The sequence below is a fragment of the Roseateles sp. genome, assembly GCF_047654805.1.
GTDB lineage: Bacteria > Pseudomonadota > Gammaproteobacteria > Burkholderiales > Burkholderiaceae_C > Pelomonas.
Window position 1 is genome coordinate 1,852,132 of record NZ_JASGIV010000001.1, and the last position, 18,039, is coordinate 1,870,170.

Here is an 18,039-nt window from a genome sequence, read left to right on the forward strand (position 1 = left end):
CCGCCGGGGGAATGCATGACGCTGACCACACTGCTGGCCATCCTCGGCGGCCTGGTGCTGGCCGGCATCGTGGCCCATGGCGCCTGGACGGCGCGCAAGGCCGGCCCCAAGCGCGCGCTGCCTCCCATGGAGGAGCCACATTTTGACGCGCCGCCCGCACCGCTGGAGTCGGCCGCCGAAGCCGAGTCGCTGGAGGTGACGCTGCCCGCCGTTGCCCGCCCGCTTCGCCGCCCGTCCACGCGCATCGATGCGCTGATCGACGCCATTGCGACCATCACCGTCGAGCAGCCGGTAACGGGGGACCTGGCCCTGCAGCACCAGCCCGGCAGCCGCCGCGCCGGCACCAAGCCGCTGCAGATCGAAGGCCTGAACACCGCGACCGGCGACTGGGAGCTGCCCGCGCCGGGCCAGCGCTATGGCGAGTTCCAGGCCGGCTTGAAGATGGCCAGCCGCAGTGGGCCGCTCAACGAGATCGAGTACTCGGAGTTCGTGCAGAAGATCCAGGCCTTCGCCGACGGTGTCGGCGGCTTCGTGCAATTCCCCGACATGCTGGACGTCGTCGCCCGCGCCCGCGAGCTCGACCAGTTCGCCGCCAGCCACGACGCCCAGCTCGCGCTGCTGCTGCGTGCTCGAGGCGCCGCCTGGACGCCGGGCTTCGTGCAGCAGTCCGCCGCGCGCCATGGCTTCGTGGCCGGCGCGCTGCCGGGGCGCCTGGTGATGCCTGCGGGCGAGGAGGGCGCCCCGCCCGTGCTGACCCTGCAGTTCGACGCCCAGGCCGCGCTGGCCGAGGAGCCCGAGGCCCTGTCCCTGCGCGAGCTGACGCTGGCTCTGGACGTGCCGCAGACACCGGCCGAGGCCGAGCCCTTCGCGCTGTGGCAGGAATCGGCGCGCGCGCTGGCCCGCGACCTGGAGGCCGAGGTCTGCGACGACCGCGGCCAGGTGCTGGGCCTGCACGCCTTCGCGGCCATCGACGTTGAGCTGAAGAAGCTCTATGCGGCGCTGGCCGAGCGCGATCTCGCCGCCGGCTCGTCGGTGGCACGCAGGCTGTTCTCCTGATGACGACCTCGCTGCTGCTGATCAGCCTGCTGATCCTCGGCAGCGCCTTCTTCTCCATGGCGGAGCTGTCGCTGGCCGCCTCGCGGCGGCTGAACCTGCAGCAGCGCGCCGACGCGGGCGATGCCCGCGCCGCACGCGTGCTGGCCGTCCAGGAGCACCCGGGCGACTACTTCACCGTCGTGCAGATCGGCGTCAACACGGTGGCCATCCTGGCCGGCATCGTCGGCGAAGGTGCGTTCACGCCTCATTTCGAGGCCGCGCTGCAATTGGCGGTGGCGCCCGAGGTGGCGGCCACGCTCGGCTTCGCGGCGTCCTTCATCAGCATCACGTCGCTGTTCATCGTGCTCGCCGACCTGGTGCCCAAGCGGCTGTCCATGAATGAGCCCGAACGCGTCGCGATGGCGTTGGTCGGGCCCATGCTGATGCTGTGCAAGCTGCTGCGGCCGCTGGCCTGGGCCTTCAGTGGCATCACCGAGGGCCTGATCCGACTGCTGGGCCTGCCGGCCAAGCGCGACGAGACCATCAGCCACCGCGACATCTTGGCGCTGACCGAGGCGGGCTACCAGGCCGGCGTCGTCGCCGACGAGGAGCAGCAAGTCATCGCCAACGTGTTCGAGCTGGACACGCGCACCGTCGAGACGGTGATGACCAACCGCGAGCGCATCGTCTTCTTCTCGCGCGGTGACGATGACGCGCTGATCCGCAACCGCATCGCCGACACACCGCATTCCACCTATCTGATCTGCGACGGCGACGTCGACCAGGTGGTCGGCTACGTGGACGCGACCGACCTGTTCCAGCGCGTGCTGCGCGACGAGAGCCTGTCCCTGCAGGGCGACGCCGGCGTGCTGGTCAAGAAGGTCCTCATCGTGCCCGACCGGCTCACGCTGTCGGAGATGCTGACCCAGTTCCGCGAGGCCCACGAGGACTTCGCCGTCGTCGTCAACGAGTACAGCCGTGTCGTCGGCGTCGTCACGCTGAACGACGTGATGAGCACGGTGATGGGGGCGCTGGTAGCGCCCCACGACGAGGAGCAGATCGTGCGCCGCGAGGACGGCTCCTTCCTCGCCGACGGCATCACGCCCATCCCCGACGTGGAACGCTCGCTGGGCATCGAGGGCTGGCCGCATGCCGGTACCTACGACACGCTGGCCGGCTTCCTGATGGTGATGCTGCGTCGCATCCCGCGCCGCACCGACGTCGTCGAATGGGAGGGCTGGCGCTTCGAGGTGGTGGACGTGGACAGCCACCGCGTGGACCAGGTGATGATCACGGCGGCCCAGCCGGCTGCAAAGACCTGACAGCGCAGCGCCGCAAGTCGCGCTCGGTTGACGCGCATCAAAGATGCGGGCGGCGGCTGCCCTCAGCATGGGCGCCACCATGCTTGCTCCGTTCAACATTCCCAGCTTCCTGCGCACGCAGGCGCTGTTCGCCGACGTCGACGAGGCCGCGCTGTGCCGGCTCGCCGCTGCCTGCAGGCTGATGCACGTGACGCGCGCCCAGCCCGTGCTATGGGCCGGGCGGGCCTGTGACGCTTTCTTCATCGTCGTCGAAGGCCAGGTGAGGCTGTACATGGCCGCGCCCAATGGCAATGAGAAAGTCATCGAGCTCGTAGGGCCGGGCCAGAGCTTCGCTGAGGCGCTGGTCTTCCTCGAGCGCCCCTGTCCCATCAACGCCCAGGCGCTGAGCGATACGGTGCTGCTGCAGGTGCCTCGCCAGGCGGTGATGTCCGAGTTGCAGCTGGACGCGGGCTTCGCGCTGCGCATGCTGTCGGGCATGTCACGCCGGCTGCACGGTCTGGTGCAGGACCTGCAGGCCGGCTCGCTGCAGTCGGGCCTGCAACGGGTGGTGGGCTATCTGCTGCGCGACGTGGATCCCGGCAAGCCCGGGCCGGCCGTCGTCAGCCTGCCGGCCGCCAAGGCAACAGTGGCGTCTTTGCTGTCGCTGACGCCGGAGTATTTCTCGCGCGTGCTGCACGAGCTGGAGGCGGCCGGGCTGCTGGAGATCGACAAGCGCGATATCCGCCTGCGCGAGCCGGCCGCGCTGGCCCGCCACGCGGCGAACCCGCGCTGAGATCGGGCAGGGATCAGACTGAGCCTGGCGTCTACTGGGCGAGCACCCAGTCCAGAGCCGCCTTCAGCTCGGCGTCACTGATCTTGTCCGCACCGCTGGGCGGCATGGGGATGGGCCCCCAGACGCCCTTGCCACCCTTGCGGACCTTCTCGGCCAGCTGCGCGGGCGCCTCCTTCTGGCCGCGGTACTTGGCAGCGATGTCCTTGAAGGCCGGGCCGACGAGCTTCTTGTCCTGCGCATGGCAGGCGACGCAGCCCGCCTTGCCCATGGCTTCGGGGCTGGCTGGCGCGGCGGTGGCGGCCAACAGGCCGGCGAGCAGAAAAACAGTCCTGTACATGGTTGCTCCTCATGCCATGCCGCCAGCGGGCGGCATGGTCTTCGTGCGGGGTCGGGCGACCCGCAGGGGCCGCCCTCGTCCCGGACTCAGTAGATGTCGTGCTGGGTGTTGTTGACGTTGAAGTGGCCCGTCGGCGTGATCAGGCGCGGATCCTTGATGACGGCCTTGAGCTTGAGCGTCTTGTCGTCCACGACCACCAGGGCCGACTGCTTGTCCTTGGCCGACCAGACCGAGAACCACACCTCATCGCCGGCCTTGTTGAACTCCGGCTGCACGACGCGCTTGGCGCCGTCGTCCGAGATGCCGGCCCACTGCGCGATGGGCAGCACCTTGTAGCCCTTGTCCAGCGCCTTCACGTCGTAGACGATGACTGACTGGGCGACGGCCGGGTCCGGGTTGAGAGGCGTATCGACGTAGAGATGCTGGCTCCTGGGGTGGCTCTTCAAGAACAGCGAACCGCCGCCCTGGCCCTTGAGAGTCGCCACCACCTTGAAGGCCTGGGCGGGATGCTTGGCCGGGTCGGTGCCGATCAGCGAGATGGTGTCGTCGCCGAGGTGGCCCGTGCTCCACACGGGGCCGAACTGCGGGTGCACGAAGTTGGCGCCGCGGCCCGGGTGGGGGATCTTGCCCACGTCAATCAACTTGACCAGCTTGCCCTCCTTCAGGTCCACCGCGGCGATCTTGTTGCTCTGGTTGGCGGCCACCATGAAGTAGCGGTGCGTCGAGTCCAGGCCGCCGTCGTGCAGGAAGCGCGCCGTGCCGATGGTGGTGACCTTCAGCGCGTCGACGTTGCTGTAGTCCACCAGCAGGGTCTGCCCGGTCTCCTTCACGTTGACGACGAACTCGGGTTTGAAGTGGCTGGCGACGATGGAGGCCACGCGCGGCTCGGGGTGGTACTCCTGCTGGTCGACGGTGTTGCCGCGGGTCGAGACGATCTTCAGCGGCTCCAGCGTGTCGCCCTTCATGATGGTGTACTGCGGCGGCCAGTAGCTGCCGGCGATGGCCAGCTTGTCCTCGAAGCCCTTGAACTTGCTCGTGTCCACCGACCGCGCCTCCAGGCCGACGCGGATCTCGGCGACGTTGTCGGGCTTGGCCATCCACAGATCGATCATGTTGATCTTGGCGTCGCGCCCGATCACGTAGAGGTAGCGTCCCGAGGCCGAGGTGCGCGAGATGTGCACCGCATAGCCGGTCTTGACGATGTTGATGATCTGTTTCGTGTCACCGTCGATCAGGGCCACCTCGCCGGTGTCGCGCAGCGTGGTGCTGAAGATGTTGTCGATGTTGTAGGCGTTCTCCTTCTTCTTCGGCCGTGCCTCGGGCGGGACGATGACCTTCCAGGTGGCCTTGGTGTCGGCCATGGAGAACTCGGGCGGCGTCGGTGGCTCGTGCTGGATGTAGCGGGCCATCATGTCCACCTCCTGCTCGCTCATCTCGCCGCTGGTCTGCCAGTTGGGCATGCCCGCGGGGCTGCCGTAGGCGATGAAGACCTTGAGGTAGTCGGTGCCCTTGCCCAGCGTGATGTCGGGCGTCAGCGGCTTGCCCGTGGCGCCCTTGCGCAGCACCCCGTGGCAGCCGGCGCAGCGCTCGAAGTAGATGCGGCGCGCCACGTCGAACTCGGCCTGCGTCATCGGCGGCGCCTTGGGGTTGCGGCTCTCCACCATGGGCACACCAGCCAGGGGCGACGGGCCCGAGTGGTACTTCACGTCGGCGGGCAGCACGTCCTTGGCCACGGCGTCGGCAGCCGCCTGAGCGCTCGCGGCCAGGGGCCATGCGAACAACAGGCTGGCGGCCAGCGCGGCAACGCGGGGGAGGGTGGTTCTCATCGTTTCTCCTTGCTATGGTGATGCCGCCATGCTCGAAGGGCCGCCCCACGGCTTCCTTGAACCGGATCAAGGTTTTCCCGGCGGATGGGTGGGTCTTGATGCTGATCAATGCGGCCGCGCTTTCGCGGTCCGGACTTGAACTCGGTCAAGGCGCGGCCAGGCCGCCGTGACGACGCTGGCGGGCATGAACCACAACAAAGCTCCCAACCCCGTCCTCCGCTTGTCGGCCCTGGCCGCAGCCGGGCTGCTGGCCCTGGCAGGCCCCGTCCGCGGCGCTGATGCGCCGGACCAGTTGCCGCGCATCGTCGTCAGCGCCACCCGGCATGCCGTGCCGCTGGCCGATGCGCCCGCGGCCATCACCGTCGTCGACGCCGAGACCATCGCCGAGCGCGGCACCGACAACCTGCTTCAAGCCTTGCGCGTGGAGCCTGGCGTCGGCGCCTTCGGCCGGCCCACCGGCGGTCGCAAGGCGCTGTCGCTGCGCGGCATGGATCCACGCCACGTGCTGGTGCTGGTGGACGGCCAGCGCATCTCCGCCAGCGACGGCCTGGTGGGCGCCTCCGACTTCCAGCTCGACTGGACCGGCGCCGTCGACATCGCGCGCATCGAGGTCGTGCGCGGTCCGATGTCGGTGCTCTACGGTGCCGAGGCGCTGGGCGGCGTCATCAACGTCATCACTGCGCCGCTGGACGGCGAGCTGCAGGCGCGTGCCTTTGCGGAGGGCCGCAGCGGCCAGGACGGGGGCGACGGACACCGCGTCGCCGCGGCGCTGCGCGGCGGCTTCGGGCCGGAGCTGGACTTCGGCATGGCGCTCAGCGATGCGCGCCGCGAGTCGACGCCCACGGCCGCCGACCCGCGCATCACCGCCGTCGAGGGGCGCCAGCCGCGCGAGGCTGCGTTCAAGCTGCGCTGGCGCGCTGCGCCGGGACAGAGCCTGGGCGTCGACAGCCGCCACGGCGACGAACAGCGCTGGCTGGACGCCCGCGAGCGTTCCGGACTCAAGCGCTACCACCAGAGCCTGCACCACCTCGTGCGCGACCACCATGCGCTGCAATGGGATGGCGACTGGGGCGAGGGCCGCGAGACGCTGCTGCGCATCTACCAGAACCGCCTCGCCGTCAGCAACGTCAAGACCGGAGGCGTTGCCTCGCTGCGGCCCAACACGCTGACCGACCGCGTGCTGGAAGGGCAGGCCATCGTGCCCGCCAGCGCCGCTCAGCTGTGGACGGCCGGCTTTGAGCTGCGCGACGAGCATCTGGACAATGCTGGCCTGCCCGGCGGCCAGGCAAGCGCCACGCACACGGGCGTCTACGTGCAGGACGAGGTGCGGTTGGCCCCCACGCTGAGCCTGACCGCCGGTGCCCGGGCCGACCGGGCCAGCCGCTTCGGCACGGAGCTCAGCCCGCGCATCTACGCAGTCTGGAAGCCGGCAGCCGGCTGGATCCTCAAGGGCGGCTTGGGCCGGGGCTTCAAAGCACCGACGCTCAAGCAGATCAATCCCGACTACCGCGAGGACGAAGGCCCCAACACCTACGTCGGCCAGGCCGGCCTCAAGCCCGAGACCAACGACAACGTCGAGGCCACGCTGACCTGGGACCACACGAGCACGGGCGCTTCGCTGACGGCCTACCGCAACCGCGTGCGCCAGCTGATCGTGCCGGTGCTGCTCAGCGGAACGCCGGTCAGCGGCGTCTACCAGTTCCGCAACATCGACTCGGCCGTACTGCAGGGCATCGAGGCCGTGGCCGGCTGGCGCGGCGGCGGCTGGACGCTGCAGGCCCAGGCCGGCCTGCTCAGCGCCCACGACGACCACGGCGTGCCGCTGGAAAAACGTGCCCGCCGCAGCTGGGGCCTGCGGGCCGACTGGCAGCAGGGCGCCTGGCGCGCCGGCGCCGACGTGACGGTGCAAAGCGGCCTGCGCCTTGCTTCCACCGTTGCCGGCCAGCCACCGCAGGCTGTGCCTGCACTGACTCTGGTCAACCTGCATGCCAGCCTGGCGCTGGGACATGGGCTGACTCTGCGTGCCGGCGTCGACAACGCAACCAACCTGCGCCTGGCGGCCAAGTCGCCGCTGTTCAGCTACGAGGAACTGCCACGCAGCCTGCGCGTCGGCCTGGAGGGACGCTGGTGAGTCAGCGCCGCCGCGCGGCCATCTCGGTGCCCATGGCGGCCAGCGTGGCGGCGTCCAGTTGCCATGCCGCAGCCGGGAAGGCCTCGCCTTCCTCGGCTGCCATGTGGCCGGCGTACAGGGCAGCGTAGGCCTGGCAGGCCGCGGCGTCCGGCCCCTGGCCGCTGCCGTCTCGCAAGGCCTCCAGCGCCGTACGCAGTGCCGCCCACTGGCGGCCCATCTCGGCATGGTCCGCTGCCAGCCGGTCGGCGAGGGCGCCCAGGCCCGTGGCGCGCAGCCGGGGCAGCACATGGCGCTCCTCGTCCTCGTGGTGCTTGGGGCCGGCCAGGTCGAAGTAGCGCAGCACGTCCCGGGCCGCGTCGCGGGCTTGTTCGTCCGCGCCATGCGTCGCCGCATGGGCCTGCAGGCGCAGCAGCAGCTCGAGGCTGCGCTGAACGCGCTCGTGGCAGGCGAGCAGCATCTCGAAGGGCTGGTCGAAGCCGACCGCAGGACCAGCGTGGAGCAGGGCAGAGGTCACCATGCTGCCTATTCTCGTCCCGCCGCCCCGCGACAATGCCGGCATATGACCGCCGACCCCGCCACGCCCGCAGCGCGCGCCGCCGAGCTGCGCACCCAGCTCAATCGCCACGCTCACCTCTACTACGTGCTCGACGCGCCGGAGCTGCCCGACGCCGAGTACGACAAGCTGTTCCAGGAACTGCAGGCCCTGGAGGCGGCCCATCCCGAGCTGCTGACGGCCGATTCGCCCACGCAGCGCGTCATCGGCGCCGTGCTGGACGGGCTGATGCCGGTGCGCCACGTCGTGCCCATGCTCTCCATCACGACGGAGACCGACACGACCGAAGGCGGCGCCATCGCCTTCGATGCCCGTGTGCGCCGCGAGCTGGGGTTGGCCGAGGGCGAGCCCGCGGTTGAGTACGCAGCCGAACTGAAGTTCGACGGCCTCGCGATGAGCCTGCGCTACGAGCACGGCGTGCTGGTGCAGGCCGCAACGCGGGGCGATGGCGAGACCGGCGAGGACGTCACGCAGAACGTGCGCACCATCGGCCAGATCCCGCTGCGGCTGCAGGGTGCAGCGCCGGGCGTGCTGGAGGTGCGCGGCGAGGTCTACATGCGGCGCGACGACTTCGAGAAGCTCAACGAACGCCAGCGCGAGCGCGGCGAGAAGACCTTCGTGAATCCGCGCAACACCGCGGCCGGCGCCATCCGCCAGCTCGACCCTGCGCTGGTGCGCCAGCGGCCGCTGTGCTTCTACGCCTACGGCCTGGGCGAGGTACAGGGCTGGGAGCTGCCGGCCACGCATGCCGGCCTGCTGGACGCGCTGGCGGCCTTCGGTCTGCCGGTCAACGCCGACCGCGTCGTCGTGCAGGGTCCGGCCGGTCTGGTCGAGTTCCACCGCGCGATGGCCGCCCGGCGCGACGCGCTGCCCTTTGACATCGACGGCATCGTCTACAAGGTCAATTCGCGCGAACTGCAGGCCAGGCTGGGCTTCAAGACCCGCGAGCCGCGCTGGGCGGTGGCGCACAAGTACCCCGCCCAGGAACAGGTGACGACGCTGCTGTCCATCGACATCCAGGTGGGGCGCACCGGCAAGCTGACGCCCGTGGCACGGCTGGAGCCGGTGTTCGTGGGCGGCACCACGGTCAGCAACGCGACGCTGCACAACGTCTTCGAGATGCGCCGCAAGGGCGTTCGCGTGGGCGACAAGGTCATCATCCGCCGTGCCGGCGACGTGATTCCGGAGGTGGTCGGGCGTGTGCCGGGTGACCGCCCGGCCTACGTCCCCAACTTTCACATGCCGCGAGAATGCCCGGTCTGCAAGAGCGAGGCCGTGCGAGACAAGGGCGGTATCGAGTACCGCTGCACCGGCGGCGTGTTCTGCCCGGCGCAGCGCAAGCAGGCCCTGCTGCACTTCGCCGGCCGCCGCGCGATGGACATCGAGGGCCTGGGCGACAAGCTCGTGGAGCAACTCGTCGACGCCGGCATCGTGCTGAGCCTGCCGGGCCTCTACAAGCTCGGGGTCGCCAAGCTCGCGGCACTGGACCGCATGGCCGAGAAGAGTGCGCAGAACATCGTCGACGCGCTGGAGAAGAGCAAGGTGCCCACGCTGGCGCGCTTCCTGTTCTCCCTGGGCATACGCCAGGTCGGCGAAACCACGGCCAAGGACCTGGCACGCCACTTCGGTACGCTGGACAAGTTGATGAGTGCCAGCGTCGAGCAGTTGCTGGAGGTGCCCGACGTTGGCCCCATCGTCGCGGCGAGCATCCATACCTTCTTCGCCCAGCCGCACAACGTCGAGGTCGTGGAGCAGTTGCTCGCGGCCGGCGTCAGCCCCAAGGAGAGTGCGGGCGAGGCCGACGACCGGCCGCGCCCGCTCCTGGGCAAGACGCTGGTGCTGACCGGCACGCTGCCCACGCTGAGCCGCGACGAGGCACAGGCACTGATCGAGGCGGCCGGGGGCAAGGTCAGTGGTTCCGTGTCAAAAAAGACGAACTACGTCATTGCCGGTGAGGAAGCAGGCAGCAAGTTGGAAAAGGCCCGCAGCCTGGGTGTTATGGTGCTGGACGAAGCGGGGCTGCAGACCCTGCTCCAGGGAGCGGTCTGATCTTCCATCATCAGGAGCCGCGTCGATGACCCAGCAGTCGATCTGCTTCCCGCGCGCGTTGCTGGCGCTCGCGCTGGTCGGGTTGCTGTCCGCTGCGGCCAAGGCCCAGCCTTCGGTCACGCCGACCGATTGCCGGCAACTCGTGGCCTCGGGCAATCCCCAGTACGCGCCCTATCTATGGCGCAGTGCGAGCAATGAAGAGCGCCTGGTTGGCGCCAACGTCGACCTGCTGGCGTGGCTGTCCAAGGAGCTGGGTGTCGCGATCGAGTCACGCTACGTCGGCCCGTGGGGGCGCGTGCAGGAGGAAATGCGTGCAGGCCGCATCGACCTGATCGCGGGTGCGTTCTTCACCCAGGCACGCACCGAGTACATGGACTATTTCTACCCGGCATTCCGCGAGACGCGTTCCGTGGTGCTGGTGCGCGACAGCAGCCGGCTCGACTTCAAGCGCTGGGTGGACCTCGCGCCACTGCAGGGAGTCACGGTCATCGGCAACAGCCTGGGCGAGGAGTTCGACCGGTATGCGCGCGAACACCTGAGCATCTCGCAGGTCGCGACGCTGGAGCAGGCGCTGCAGATGCTGCATCGATCGCGCGTGGACTATCTCGTCTACGAGGACGCACCGGCTGCGGCCTACCAGGCACGGCTGAACATCGATGGACTCAAGCCGCTGCTGCCCGCGGTGGCGAGCGAGTCGCTCTATCTGACGCTGTCGCACCGCTCGCCCTGCAACACGCCGGAACTGCGCGGTCGCATCGCCCGTGCGATGTACAAGCTGTCGCGCCAGCCCGCGCTGATGAACGGCTGGATCGACAAGAGCATCCAGCTCTGGAAAAAACAAGGCAACTGAGCAGATTTGCCGCTTTTTTGCGATGAGCCCCCTCAGGGGCAGATGCGCTCAACCTGGTAGTTATATTCGCGCCAAATTTCTCGGGGTGAATACCAGAACATGACGCCGCCGTCACTGCGTAGGTTGGCACCAACGCCAATCGCAGGGGCGCCTTTCGCGTTTGCGGCCACCCACTGTGCGCAGGCGCCACGTGCGTTGGTTGGACCTTGATGGCTTCGCCGTAGGCATCAGCGAGGAATCCTCATGGCTGCTTCTTGCCGATTGAAGCCAGTCTGAACATGGCCAATCTAGACAATACGGGTTATGCCCGGAGCCGGGGAGCAGGGACGAAATGAGGGGTATTTCAAGGGATGGTCTTGTGAGTATGTCGGAGGTTTTTCGCTTGTTTGCTGAAAATCTTTCCGGCGGGCGCAATGGCAGGTCTTCATTCGGCGCGCTGTTGAGCAAAATCTGCATGCTGGTGGCATTGCTCGGCTTGCCCGTGCAGGTTTGGGCAGCATGTACGCTGAACTGGACCGTTGTAAATGACGGCTCGCAAAAGTCCTATACGTTGTCCACGGCGGAGAGGGTTGCATGCGACCCGACTGACAACGGCTTATATACAGGCGCCTACCCCATGGACTGGGCAGTTGCGCTCCCGGATGGCGCCGGGACGATAGAAGCGGATAACACTCAGTATCCAGCCGACATCATTGTCTATACGCCGTCTTCTGCAATTTATGTCGGCCAGGTGACCAGCTCCCAGCTGCACGACATGAACAATCAGGTTGTTACGCTCAATTTGACAGTAGTCAAACAACCTTCGATCACGTCGATCAGTCCTTCAACCGGTAATTCAGGCACGAGCGTCACGATCACGGGGGTGAATCTCATCGGCGTGACCAGCGTCAAGTTTGGTGGCACCAATGCGTCGTCCTTCACTGTGGACAGCGCAACAAAGATCACCGCCGCTGCGCCATCTGGCTCAGGCACGGTCGATATTACCGTCACGAATGCTGCTGGCACGTCTGCTGTAACCGCAGCAGATCAATTCACCTATGTCATTCCACCCGTCGCCAATGCGGTCAGCGCCACGGTGGCCCATGGCAGCAGTGCCAACCTCATCCCGCTCAACATCACAGGGATGGCGGCGACCAGCGTCGCGGTCGGCACCCAAGCCACTCATGGCACGGCGACGGCCAGTGGCACGACGATCACCTACACCCCGGCTGCAAGCTATTCCGGCACCGACACCTTTACCTATACCGCTACCAATGGCGGCGGGACCTCGGCGCCGGCGACGGTGTCGATCACGGTGTCGAATGCCACGGTCACCTATTCTCCAAGCAGCCCCTCCGCCGGCGGCGTCGGATCGGCCTATAGCCAGTCAATAGCCAGTGCCTCCGGCGCCACGGCGCCCTACAGCTATGCCCTGGCCAGTGGCTCGTTGCCGGCCGGCCTCACGCTGGCCAGCAACGGCACCATTTCTGGCACGCCTACCGCTGGAGGCAGCTTCAACATCATCGTGACAGCGACCGATTCCAGTACGGGTACCGGTCCGTTCTCAGCAACAAGTGGCACGCTCACGCTGACGGTCGCGGTCCCCACCATTGCCGTCAACCCGGCATCGTTGAGCAACGCGAGCACCGGCTCGGCCTATAGCGCTTCGGTCACGGGCAGCGGCGGCACAGCCGCCTACACCTTCGCGGTGACGGCGGGCGGCCTGCCGGCCGGCCTCACGCTGGCCAGCAACGGCACCCTGTCGGGCACCCCCACGGCAAGCGGCACGTTCAACTTCACCGTCACGGCCACCGACAGCTCCACCGGCACTGGCCCCTACACCGGCAGCAGGCCCTACTCGCTGACCGTTGATGCGCCCACGGTCACCGTGGCCCCGGTGTCACTGACGGCTGCCACGGTTGGCGCCTCGACCAACCAGACCGTGACCGCCAGTGGTGGTGTCGGTCCCTACACCTACGCGGTGACGGCGGGTTCGCTGCCCGCGGGCTTGTCTCTGTCTTCCGGTGGCGTCATTTCCGGTACGCCCACTGCAGGCGGTTCGTTCAACTTCACCGTGACGGCCACCGACAGCTCGACGGGTACCGGCGCTCCCTTCACGGGCAACCGCGCCTATACGCTGACCGTGAACGCGCCGACCGTCACCGTTGCCCCCGCGTCGCTCTCTTCGATTGCAGCAGGTGCCACGGTCAATGGCACCTTCACCGCCACCGGCGGCACCAGCGCCTACACCTACGCGGTGACGGCAGGTTCGCTGCCCGCGGGCGTCTCCCTGAGCAGTGCCGGCGTCCTGAGCGGCGCAGCCACGGCCACCGGCACGTACAACTTCACTGTCACGGCCACGGACAGCTCCACCGGCACCGGCCCGTTCACGGGCAACCGCCCCTACGCCTGGACGGTCACAGCACCCGTGCTGACCATCAGCCCGGCGAGCGGCAGCAATCTGTCCGGCTCGGCACTGTCCGCCTATAGCCAGGCGTTCACGCCCAGCGGCGGCACCGCGCCCTACACCTTTGCCATCGTGATCAATTCCGGCTCCATGCCGGCCGGACTGAGCTTCTCGACCAGCACAGGCGTGCTGTCGGGCACGCCGACTGCAGGCGGCACCGTCACCTTCACGGTGACGGCGACGGCTGCCACGACCGGCGCTGGCTCGCCGTTCTCGGTTTCCGGCACCTATAACCTGACCATTGGTGCGCCCACCGTCACGGTGTCGCCCGTGGGGGGCATCGCGAACCCGGCGATCGGGACGGCCTACAGCCAGGCTTTCACCGCCAGCGGAGGCGTCTCCCCCTATGGCTATGTCGTCAGCGCTGGTGCGCTGCCTGCGGGGCTGACGCTGTCCGCGGCAGGCGTGCTGACGGGCACGCCGACGGCGGCGGGCGCGTTCAACTTCACAGTGCAGGCGACGGACGCCAACAACTTTGCCGGCACGAGAGCCTACAACGTGACCATCGGGGGTCCGACGCTCACGATCGGGACGGCAAGCCTGGCCAACGGCAATGTCGGCGTGGCCTACAACCAGGCCGTGTCCGCCAGCGGCGGCACGGCGCCCTACAGCTTTGCCGTGACGGCCGGCGCGCTGCCGGCGGGCCTGTCGCTCAACGGCGCGACCGGCACGATCACCGGCACGCCGACGACGGCTAACACCTACAACTTCACCGTGACCGCCACTGACAGCACCACGGGCACGGGCGCGCCATTCACGGTCGCCAAGGCCTATACGATGGTCATCGCCGTGCAGGCCCCGGTCGCAAACGCCAGCTCTGCGAGCACGCCGTACAACAACCCCGTGCAAATCAACCTCGCTCCGGCGATCACGGGCGGCACGGCGGTGAGCATTGCGGTGGCGACGCCACCGTCGCACGGCACGGCCACGGTGGCAGGCCTGACCGTGACCTATACGCCCGTTGCGGGATACGCCGGCACCGACAGCTTCACCTACACCGCCACCAATGCCGGCGGCACATCGGCGGCAGCGCCGGTGACGGTGACGGTCAGTGCGCCTGACCTCACGCTGCTGCCCAGCCTGCCCAACCTGCCGAACGGGCAGGTCGGGGTGGCCTTCAGCCAGGCCATCAGCACCTCGGGCGGAACGGCACCCTACAGCTACAGCGTCAGCACGGGCAGCTTGCCCAGTGGACTGAGCCTGGACGGCAGCACGGGCGTGATTGCCGGGACGCCGACCGCAGCAGGGGCGTTCAGCTTCACGATCCGTGCGACCGACGCCACCAGCGGCATGGCGGCATCGGGCACGCGGGTCTATGCGCTGGCGATCAACCCGGCTCTGCCGGTCGCCGGGACCAAGAGCGTGACCGTCCCGTTCAACATCGCCACCCAGATCGACCTTTCCGGTGCCGTCACAGGCGGAGCGGCGGCAACCCTCACCATCACCGTGCCCCCCAGCCACGGCACGGCCACGCTCAATGGCAACACGGTGACGTACACGCCGACCACGGGCTACTACGGCAACGACAGCTTCAGTTACACGGCGGGCAATGTCTCGGGCTCGTCATCCGCCGCAGTGACCATCACGATCAATCCGCCCCCACCGGTGCCCGAGCCGGTGACGGTGACGGTGCCCAGCGGCAGCGCCGGGGGCGGCAGCAGTTCGACGGTGATCCCGCTTCTCATCTCGGGCGGACCGGTGTCGAGCATCACGATCATCACGCCGCCCCAGCACGGCACCCTGAGCATCGTGGGGCTGGACGCCAGCAACGTTGCGCGTGCGAAGGCACTGGCAGCAGGACGCGCCGACACCGCCACGACCGCCCCCGCCGTCATCTACACCCCGAACCCGGGCTACTACGGCACCGACAGCTTCAGCTACACGGCATCCAACGCGGCCGGCACATCGGTTGCGGCCACGGTCACCATCATCGTCAGCGCACCGCCGCCCACGCTGGCCATCGTCAGCGCCACCACCAAGTCGGGCCAGCCAGTGACGCTTGCGGTGACGACCAATGCCGTCGGAGGCCCGTTCACCGAGCTGTCCATCGTGACCCCGCCGAGCCATGGCAAGGCCGTGGTGCAGGGCATGGCCATCGTCTATACGTCGCTGGCCACCTTCGCCGGCACCGACACCGTCGTGTATTCGCTAAGCAATGCTCACGGCAGCACGCAAGGGACGGCCACGATCACCGTGGCAGGGCGACTCGACCCATCCAAGGACGCGGAGGTCAACGGCCTGCTGGCGGCGCAGGCCGATGCGACCCGGCGCTTCGCGAGCTCGCAGCTGAACAACTTCAGCCGCCGGCTCGAATCCCTGCACGGCGACGGCTGGGCCAGGTCCAGCTTCGGGCTGAGCCTGAGCTCCTACGGCGTGGATTCCGTGCTGCCCACCGACCCCATCGCTCAGCTGAACGCCAGCGCAGCGATGCGCAATGGTGAAGCCGCCAGGCCTGCAGGCGTGGTCGGCGCGGCGCGGCGCGGCCCCGGCGCCAACCTGGCGCAGGGCGATGCCCAGAACGCGTCGCAGAGCGCGGCACCAAACGATGCGCCCAACGCCGCAGGCCGGAACACGCAGCAGGCTGCGCGCAGCGAGCTGTCCTGGTGGATCGGCGGCAGCGTCGATTTCGGCCATCGCGACCAGTTGACTGGCACCTCGCGCTTTCGCTTCCACACGGACGGCGTCAGCCTTGGAGTGGACTATCGCGTCAGCCAGCTCTGGTCCATCGGGCTCGGCGGAGGCTTCAGCAGCGACCGCAGCGACGTGGGCAGCAAGGGCTCGAAGAGCACCAGCGACAGCAGCGTCCTGGCCGTCTACGCCGCGCTGCGGCCCGCGCCCAATACCTTCGTGGATGCCGTACTGGGCCACAGCACGCTGAGCTTCGACGTCAATCGCTTCATCACCGACGAAGGCGGTTTCGCGACCGGCCAGCGTCGTGGCCGCCAGTGGTTCGGCTCGCTGGCGGGCGGCTACGAGTACCGTGAGCGCCAGGGCCTGCTGGTCTCGGCCTATGCTCGGCTGGACCTGATGCGGGCGACGCTGAACGGCTACGTCGAAAGCGCGGCCGACGTGAACAGCCTGACCTACGGCGACCAGGCCGTGCGCATGACCACCGGCAAGCTGGGCCTGCGTGCCGAGACCGTCTACGCGCTCAGCGGCAGCGAACTGCAGCCGCGCGCGCGCATCGAGTACCAGCACCACTTCGAGGGAGCCGACCTGGCCACGATGAGCTACACCGACCTGGGCAGCAACGCCCCCGTCTACACGGCGCACCCGCAGGGCGCGCGACGCGGCCAGTGGATGGCCGAGGTCGGCGGAAAGTGGGTGCTGCGCAGCGGCTTTGCACTCTCGCTGGACTACGGCAGCTCGGTTGCGGGTGGCAGCGGCACGGTCCACACGATCAGGTTGGGGGCAGAGGGCAGGTTCTAGGCGCCAAGCGCCGACGCGCTTCCTGACATCGCCGGGCGCGCCGGGCCGGCAGGATGATCAGGGGCCTGGCGCGCTGCAGGCCCCCTCCCGCGCCGCGCGCGGCTCCTGTCGGGCAGGCGAGCGGCGATACCGGATACGGGACGAAGCCGCTTGAAGGCGGGGGGAACCGCGGGGCGAGGACGCAAGGCCTCGCCGGCCTGGGCGCTCAGCGCGCCACGTTGCGACGCCTGAGCGCGATGACCGCGACGCCCAGCGCCATCAGCAGCCATGTGCCGGGTTCGGGCACGGCGGCCACCGCCGCGAGTGCCGCCTGGCCGATCAACGCATGTGCGGCAGCCGAAGGGTGCAGCGCGTCGGAAAAGGCCGAGACGCTGCAGGAGATGCCGACCGAGCCGGGAAAGGTTCCGCAGGGCGTCGTGACGTTGGTGATGCCGTACAGCGCACCGCCGTTGGTCAGCGCGTCGCTGCGGATGTCGGCGGCGAGCCCGGCCATGTCGAGGAAGCTGACCTGAAGGCCGCTGAACTGCGCCTCCAAGAGCGGCACCAGGCCGGCGATCAGCAGGTTGTAGCGCAGCGTCACGTCGCTTGAGTTCGCCACCAGGTTCAGCCCGGCGGCTTCCGGCGTCGCGCCGAGGTCGGGAACGTTGGAGATCAGCACGTGCTGCGCACCGCGGCTGGCGAGCAGGCCCACCGCGCTGGCGACGTTGGCCGCGGCGGCCTGCGCGGCGGCCTGGCGCGATTCGGCCGTGCTGGCAGCGCCACGGGCATCGCGCAGGTCGTTCCCGCCGCCGACAACGACGTACAGCCCGGTCGGGTCGGCCAGTGCATGCGAGGGCGCCCACAGTCCGCCGACCTGCGCCAGCAGCCCCGGCGGGTTCGAGGCGGTGCCGGTGCGGGCGCCGCCAAAGGCGTAGTTGTTGCCGCCGATCAGCGAGGGCACCGCCCCGTTCGGCAGGGCGAGGCCGCTGGCCAGCACGTCGATCCAGATCGGGCCGTCGGAGAAGCGGCCGCTGAAGTAGGGCGCCGTCGGCGTCGCGCCGCTCGTGGCGAGGAAGATGTTGCCGGTGTCGGACAGGCTGTCGCCGAAGACCGTGAGGCTGGAGTAGGCCAGCGCAGGCAGGCTGCCGAAGGTTGCGGCGCCCAGGACCAGGGCGCCGGCGCAGCGACGCAGGAAGTTCTTCATCGTCTTGCCTCGTTGTCTCGTTCGAGTGGACCTGCAAGCTAACGTGACGGCAAGCGGCGGGGCAGCGGAGAACTCCCACCCCTCGAACGCGGGGTGGCGAGACGAG

At 68.7% G+C, this 18,039-nt stretch carries 10 protein-coding genes and 1 pseudogene; 7 read left to right on the plus strand and 4 right to left on the minus strand.

The features are described from left to right. Positions 1–15: 15 nt before the first annotated feature. The 3 genes from QM732_RS08200 to QM732_RS08210 all read left to right on the plus strand — a co-directional run bounded on the left by QM732_RS08200 (position 16) and on the right by QM732_RS08210 (position 3,129). Entirely contained in the window at positions 16–1,056 is a 1,041-nt protein-coding gene (locus QM732_RS08200; RefSeq protein ID WP_415655678.1) for a cell division protein FtsZ, read from the plus strand. After that, a complete protein-coding gene (locus tag QM732_RS08205; protein WP_415655679.1) occupies positions 1,056–2,357 on the plus strand; it encodes a hemolysin family protein in 1,302 nt (433 codons plus the stop codon). The genes QM732_RS08200 and QM732_RS08205 overlap by 1 nt, the downstream gene beginning before the upstream one ends. A 79-nt stretch (positions 2,358–2,436) precedes the next feature. Beyond that, entirely contained in the window at positions 2,437–3,129 is a 693-nt protein-coding gene (locus tag QM732_RS08210) for a Crp/Fnr family transcriptional regulator (protein WP_415655680.1), read from the plus strand. A gap of 31 nt (positions 3,130–3,160) precedes the next feature. Here the strand turns inward: QM732_RS08210 and QM732_RS08215 are convergent, their stop codons facing one another. Continuing rightward, a complete protein-coding gene (locus tag QM732_RS08215) occupies positions 3,161–3,466 on the minus strand; it encodes a c-type cytochrome (protein WP_415655681.1) in 306 nt (101 codons plus the stop codon). Positions 3,467–3,552: 86 nt separating this feature from the next. Beyond that, a complete protein-coding gene (locus QM732_RS08220; protein WP_415655682.1) occupies positions 3,553–5,292 on the minus strand; it encodes a cytochrome D1 domain-containing protein in 1,740 nt (579 codons plus the stop codon). A gap of 184 nt (positions 5,293–5,476) precedes the next feature. Here QM732_RS08220 and QM732_RS08225 point away from each other — a divergent pair, with 184 nt between their 5' ends. Next, a complete protein-coding gene (locus tag QM732_RS08225) occupies positions 5,477–7,423 on the plus strand; it encodes a TonB-dependent receptor plug domain-containing protein (RefSeq protein WP_415655683.1) in 1,947 nt (648 codons plus the stop codon). A 1-nt stretch (position 7,424) separates the two neighbouring features. Here QM732_RS08225 and QM732_RS08230 read toward each other — a convergent pair whose 3' ends face one another. Further along, on the minus strand, positions 7,425–7,940 hold the full coding sequence (locus QM732_RS08230) for a hemerythrin domain-containing protein (protein WP_415655684.1): 516 nt from the start codon (positions 7,938–7,940) through the stop codon (positions 7,425–7,427). A 42-nt stretch (positions 7,941–7,982) separates the two neighbouring features. Between QM732_RS08230 and ligA the strand changes: the two genes are divergently transcribed. The 3 genes and pseudogenes from ligA to QM732_RS08245 all read left to right on the plus strand — a co-directional run. Further along, on the plus strand, positions 7,983–10,025 hold the full coding sequence (gene ligA / locus QM732_RS08235; protein ID WP_415655685.1) for an NAD-dependent DNA ligase LigA: 2,043 nt from the start codon (positions 7,983–7,985) through the stop codon (positions 10,023–10,025). Between the two features lie 25 nt (positions 10,026–10,050). Continuing rightward, positions 10,051–10,875, plus strand: a complete 825-nt coding sequence (locus QM732_RS08240; RefSeq protein ID WP_415655686.1) for a substrate-binding periplasmic protein — start codon at positions 10,051–10,053, stop codon at positions 10,873–10,875. Positions 10,876–11,647: 772 nt separating this feature from the next. After that, positions 11,648–16,750, plus strand: a pseudogene (locus QM732_RS08245) (putative Ig domain-containing protein); the annotation flags it as partial. A 205-nt stretch (positions 16,751–16,955) separates the two neighbouring features. Here QM732_RS08245 and QM732_RS08250 read toward each other — a convergent pair. Then, positions 16,956–17,933 carry an SGNH/GDSL hydrolase family protein gene (locus tag QM732_RS08250; RefSeq protein ID WP_415655687.1) on the minus strand — a complete coding sequence of 326 codons (978 nt, stop codon included), beginning with the start codon at positions 17,931–17,933 and terminating at the stop codon, positions 16,956–16,958. Positions 17,934–18,039 lie beyond the last annotated feature (106 nt).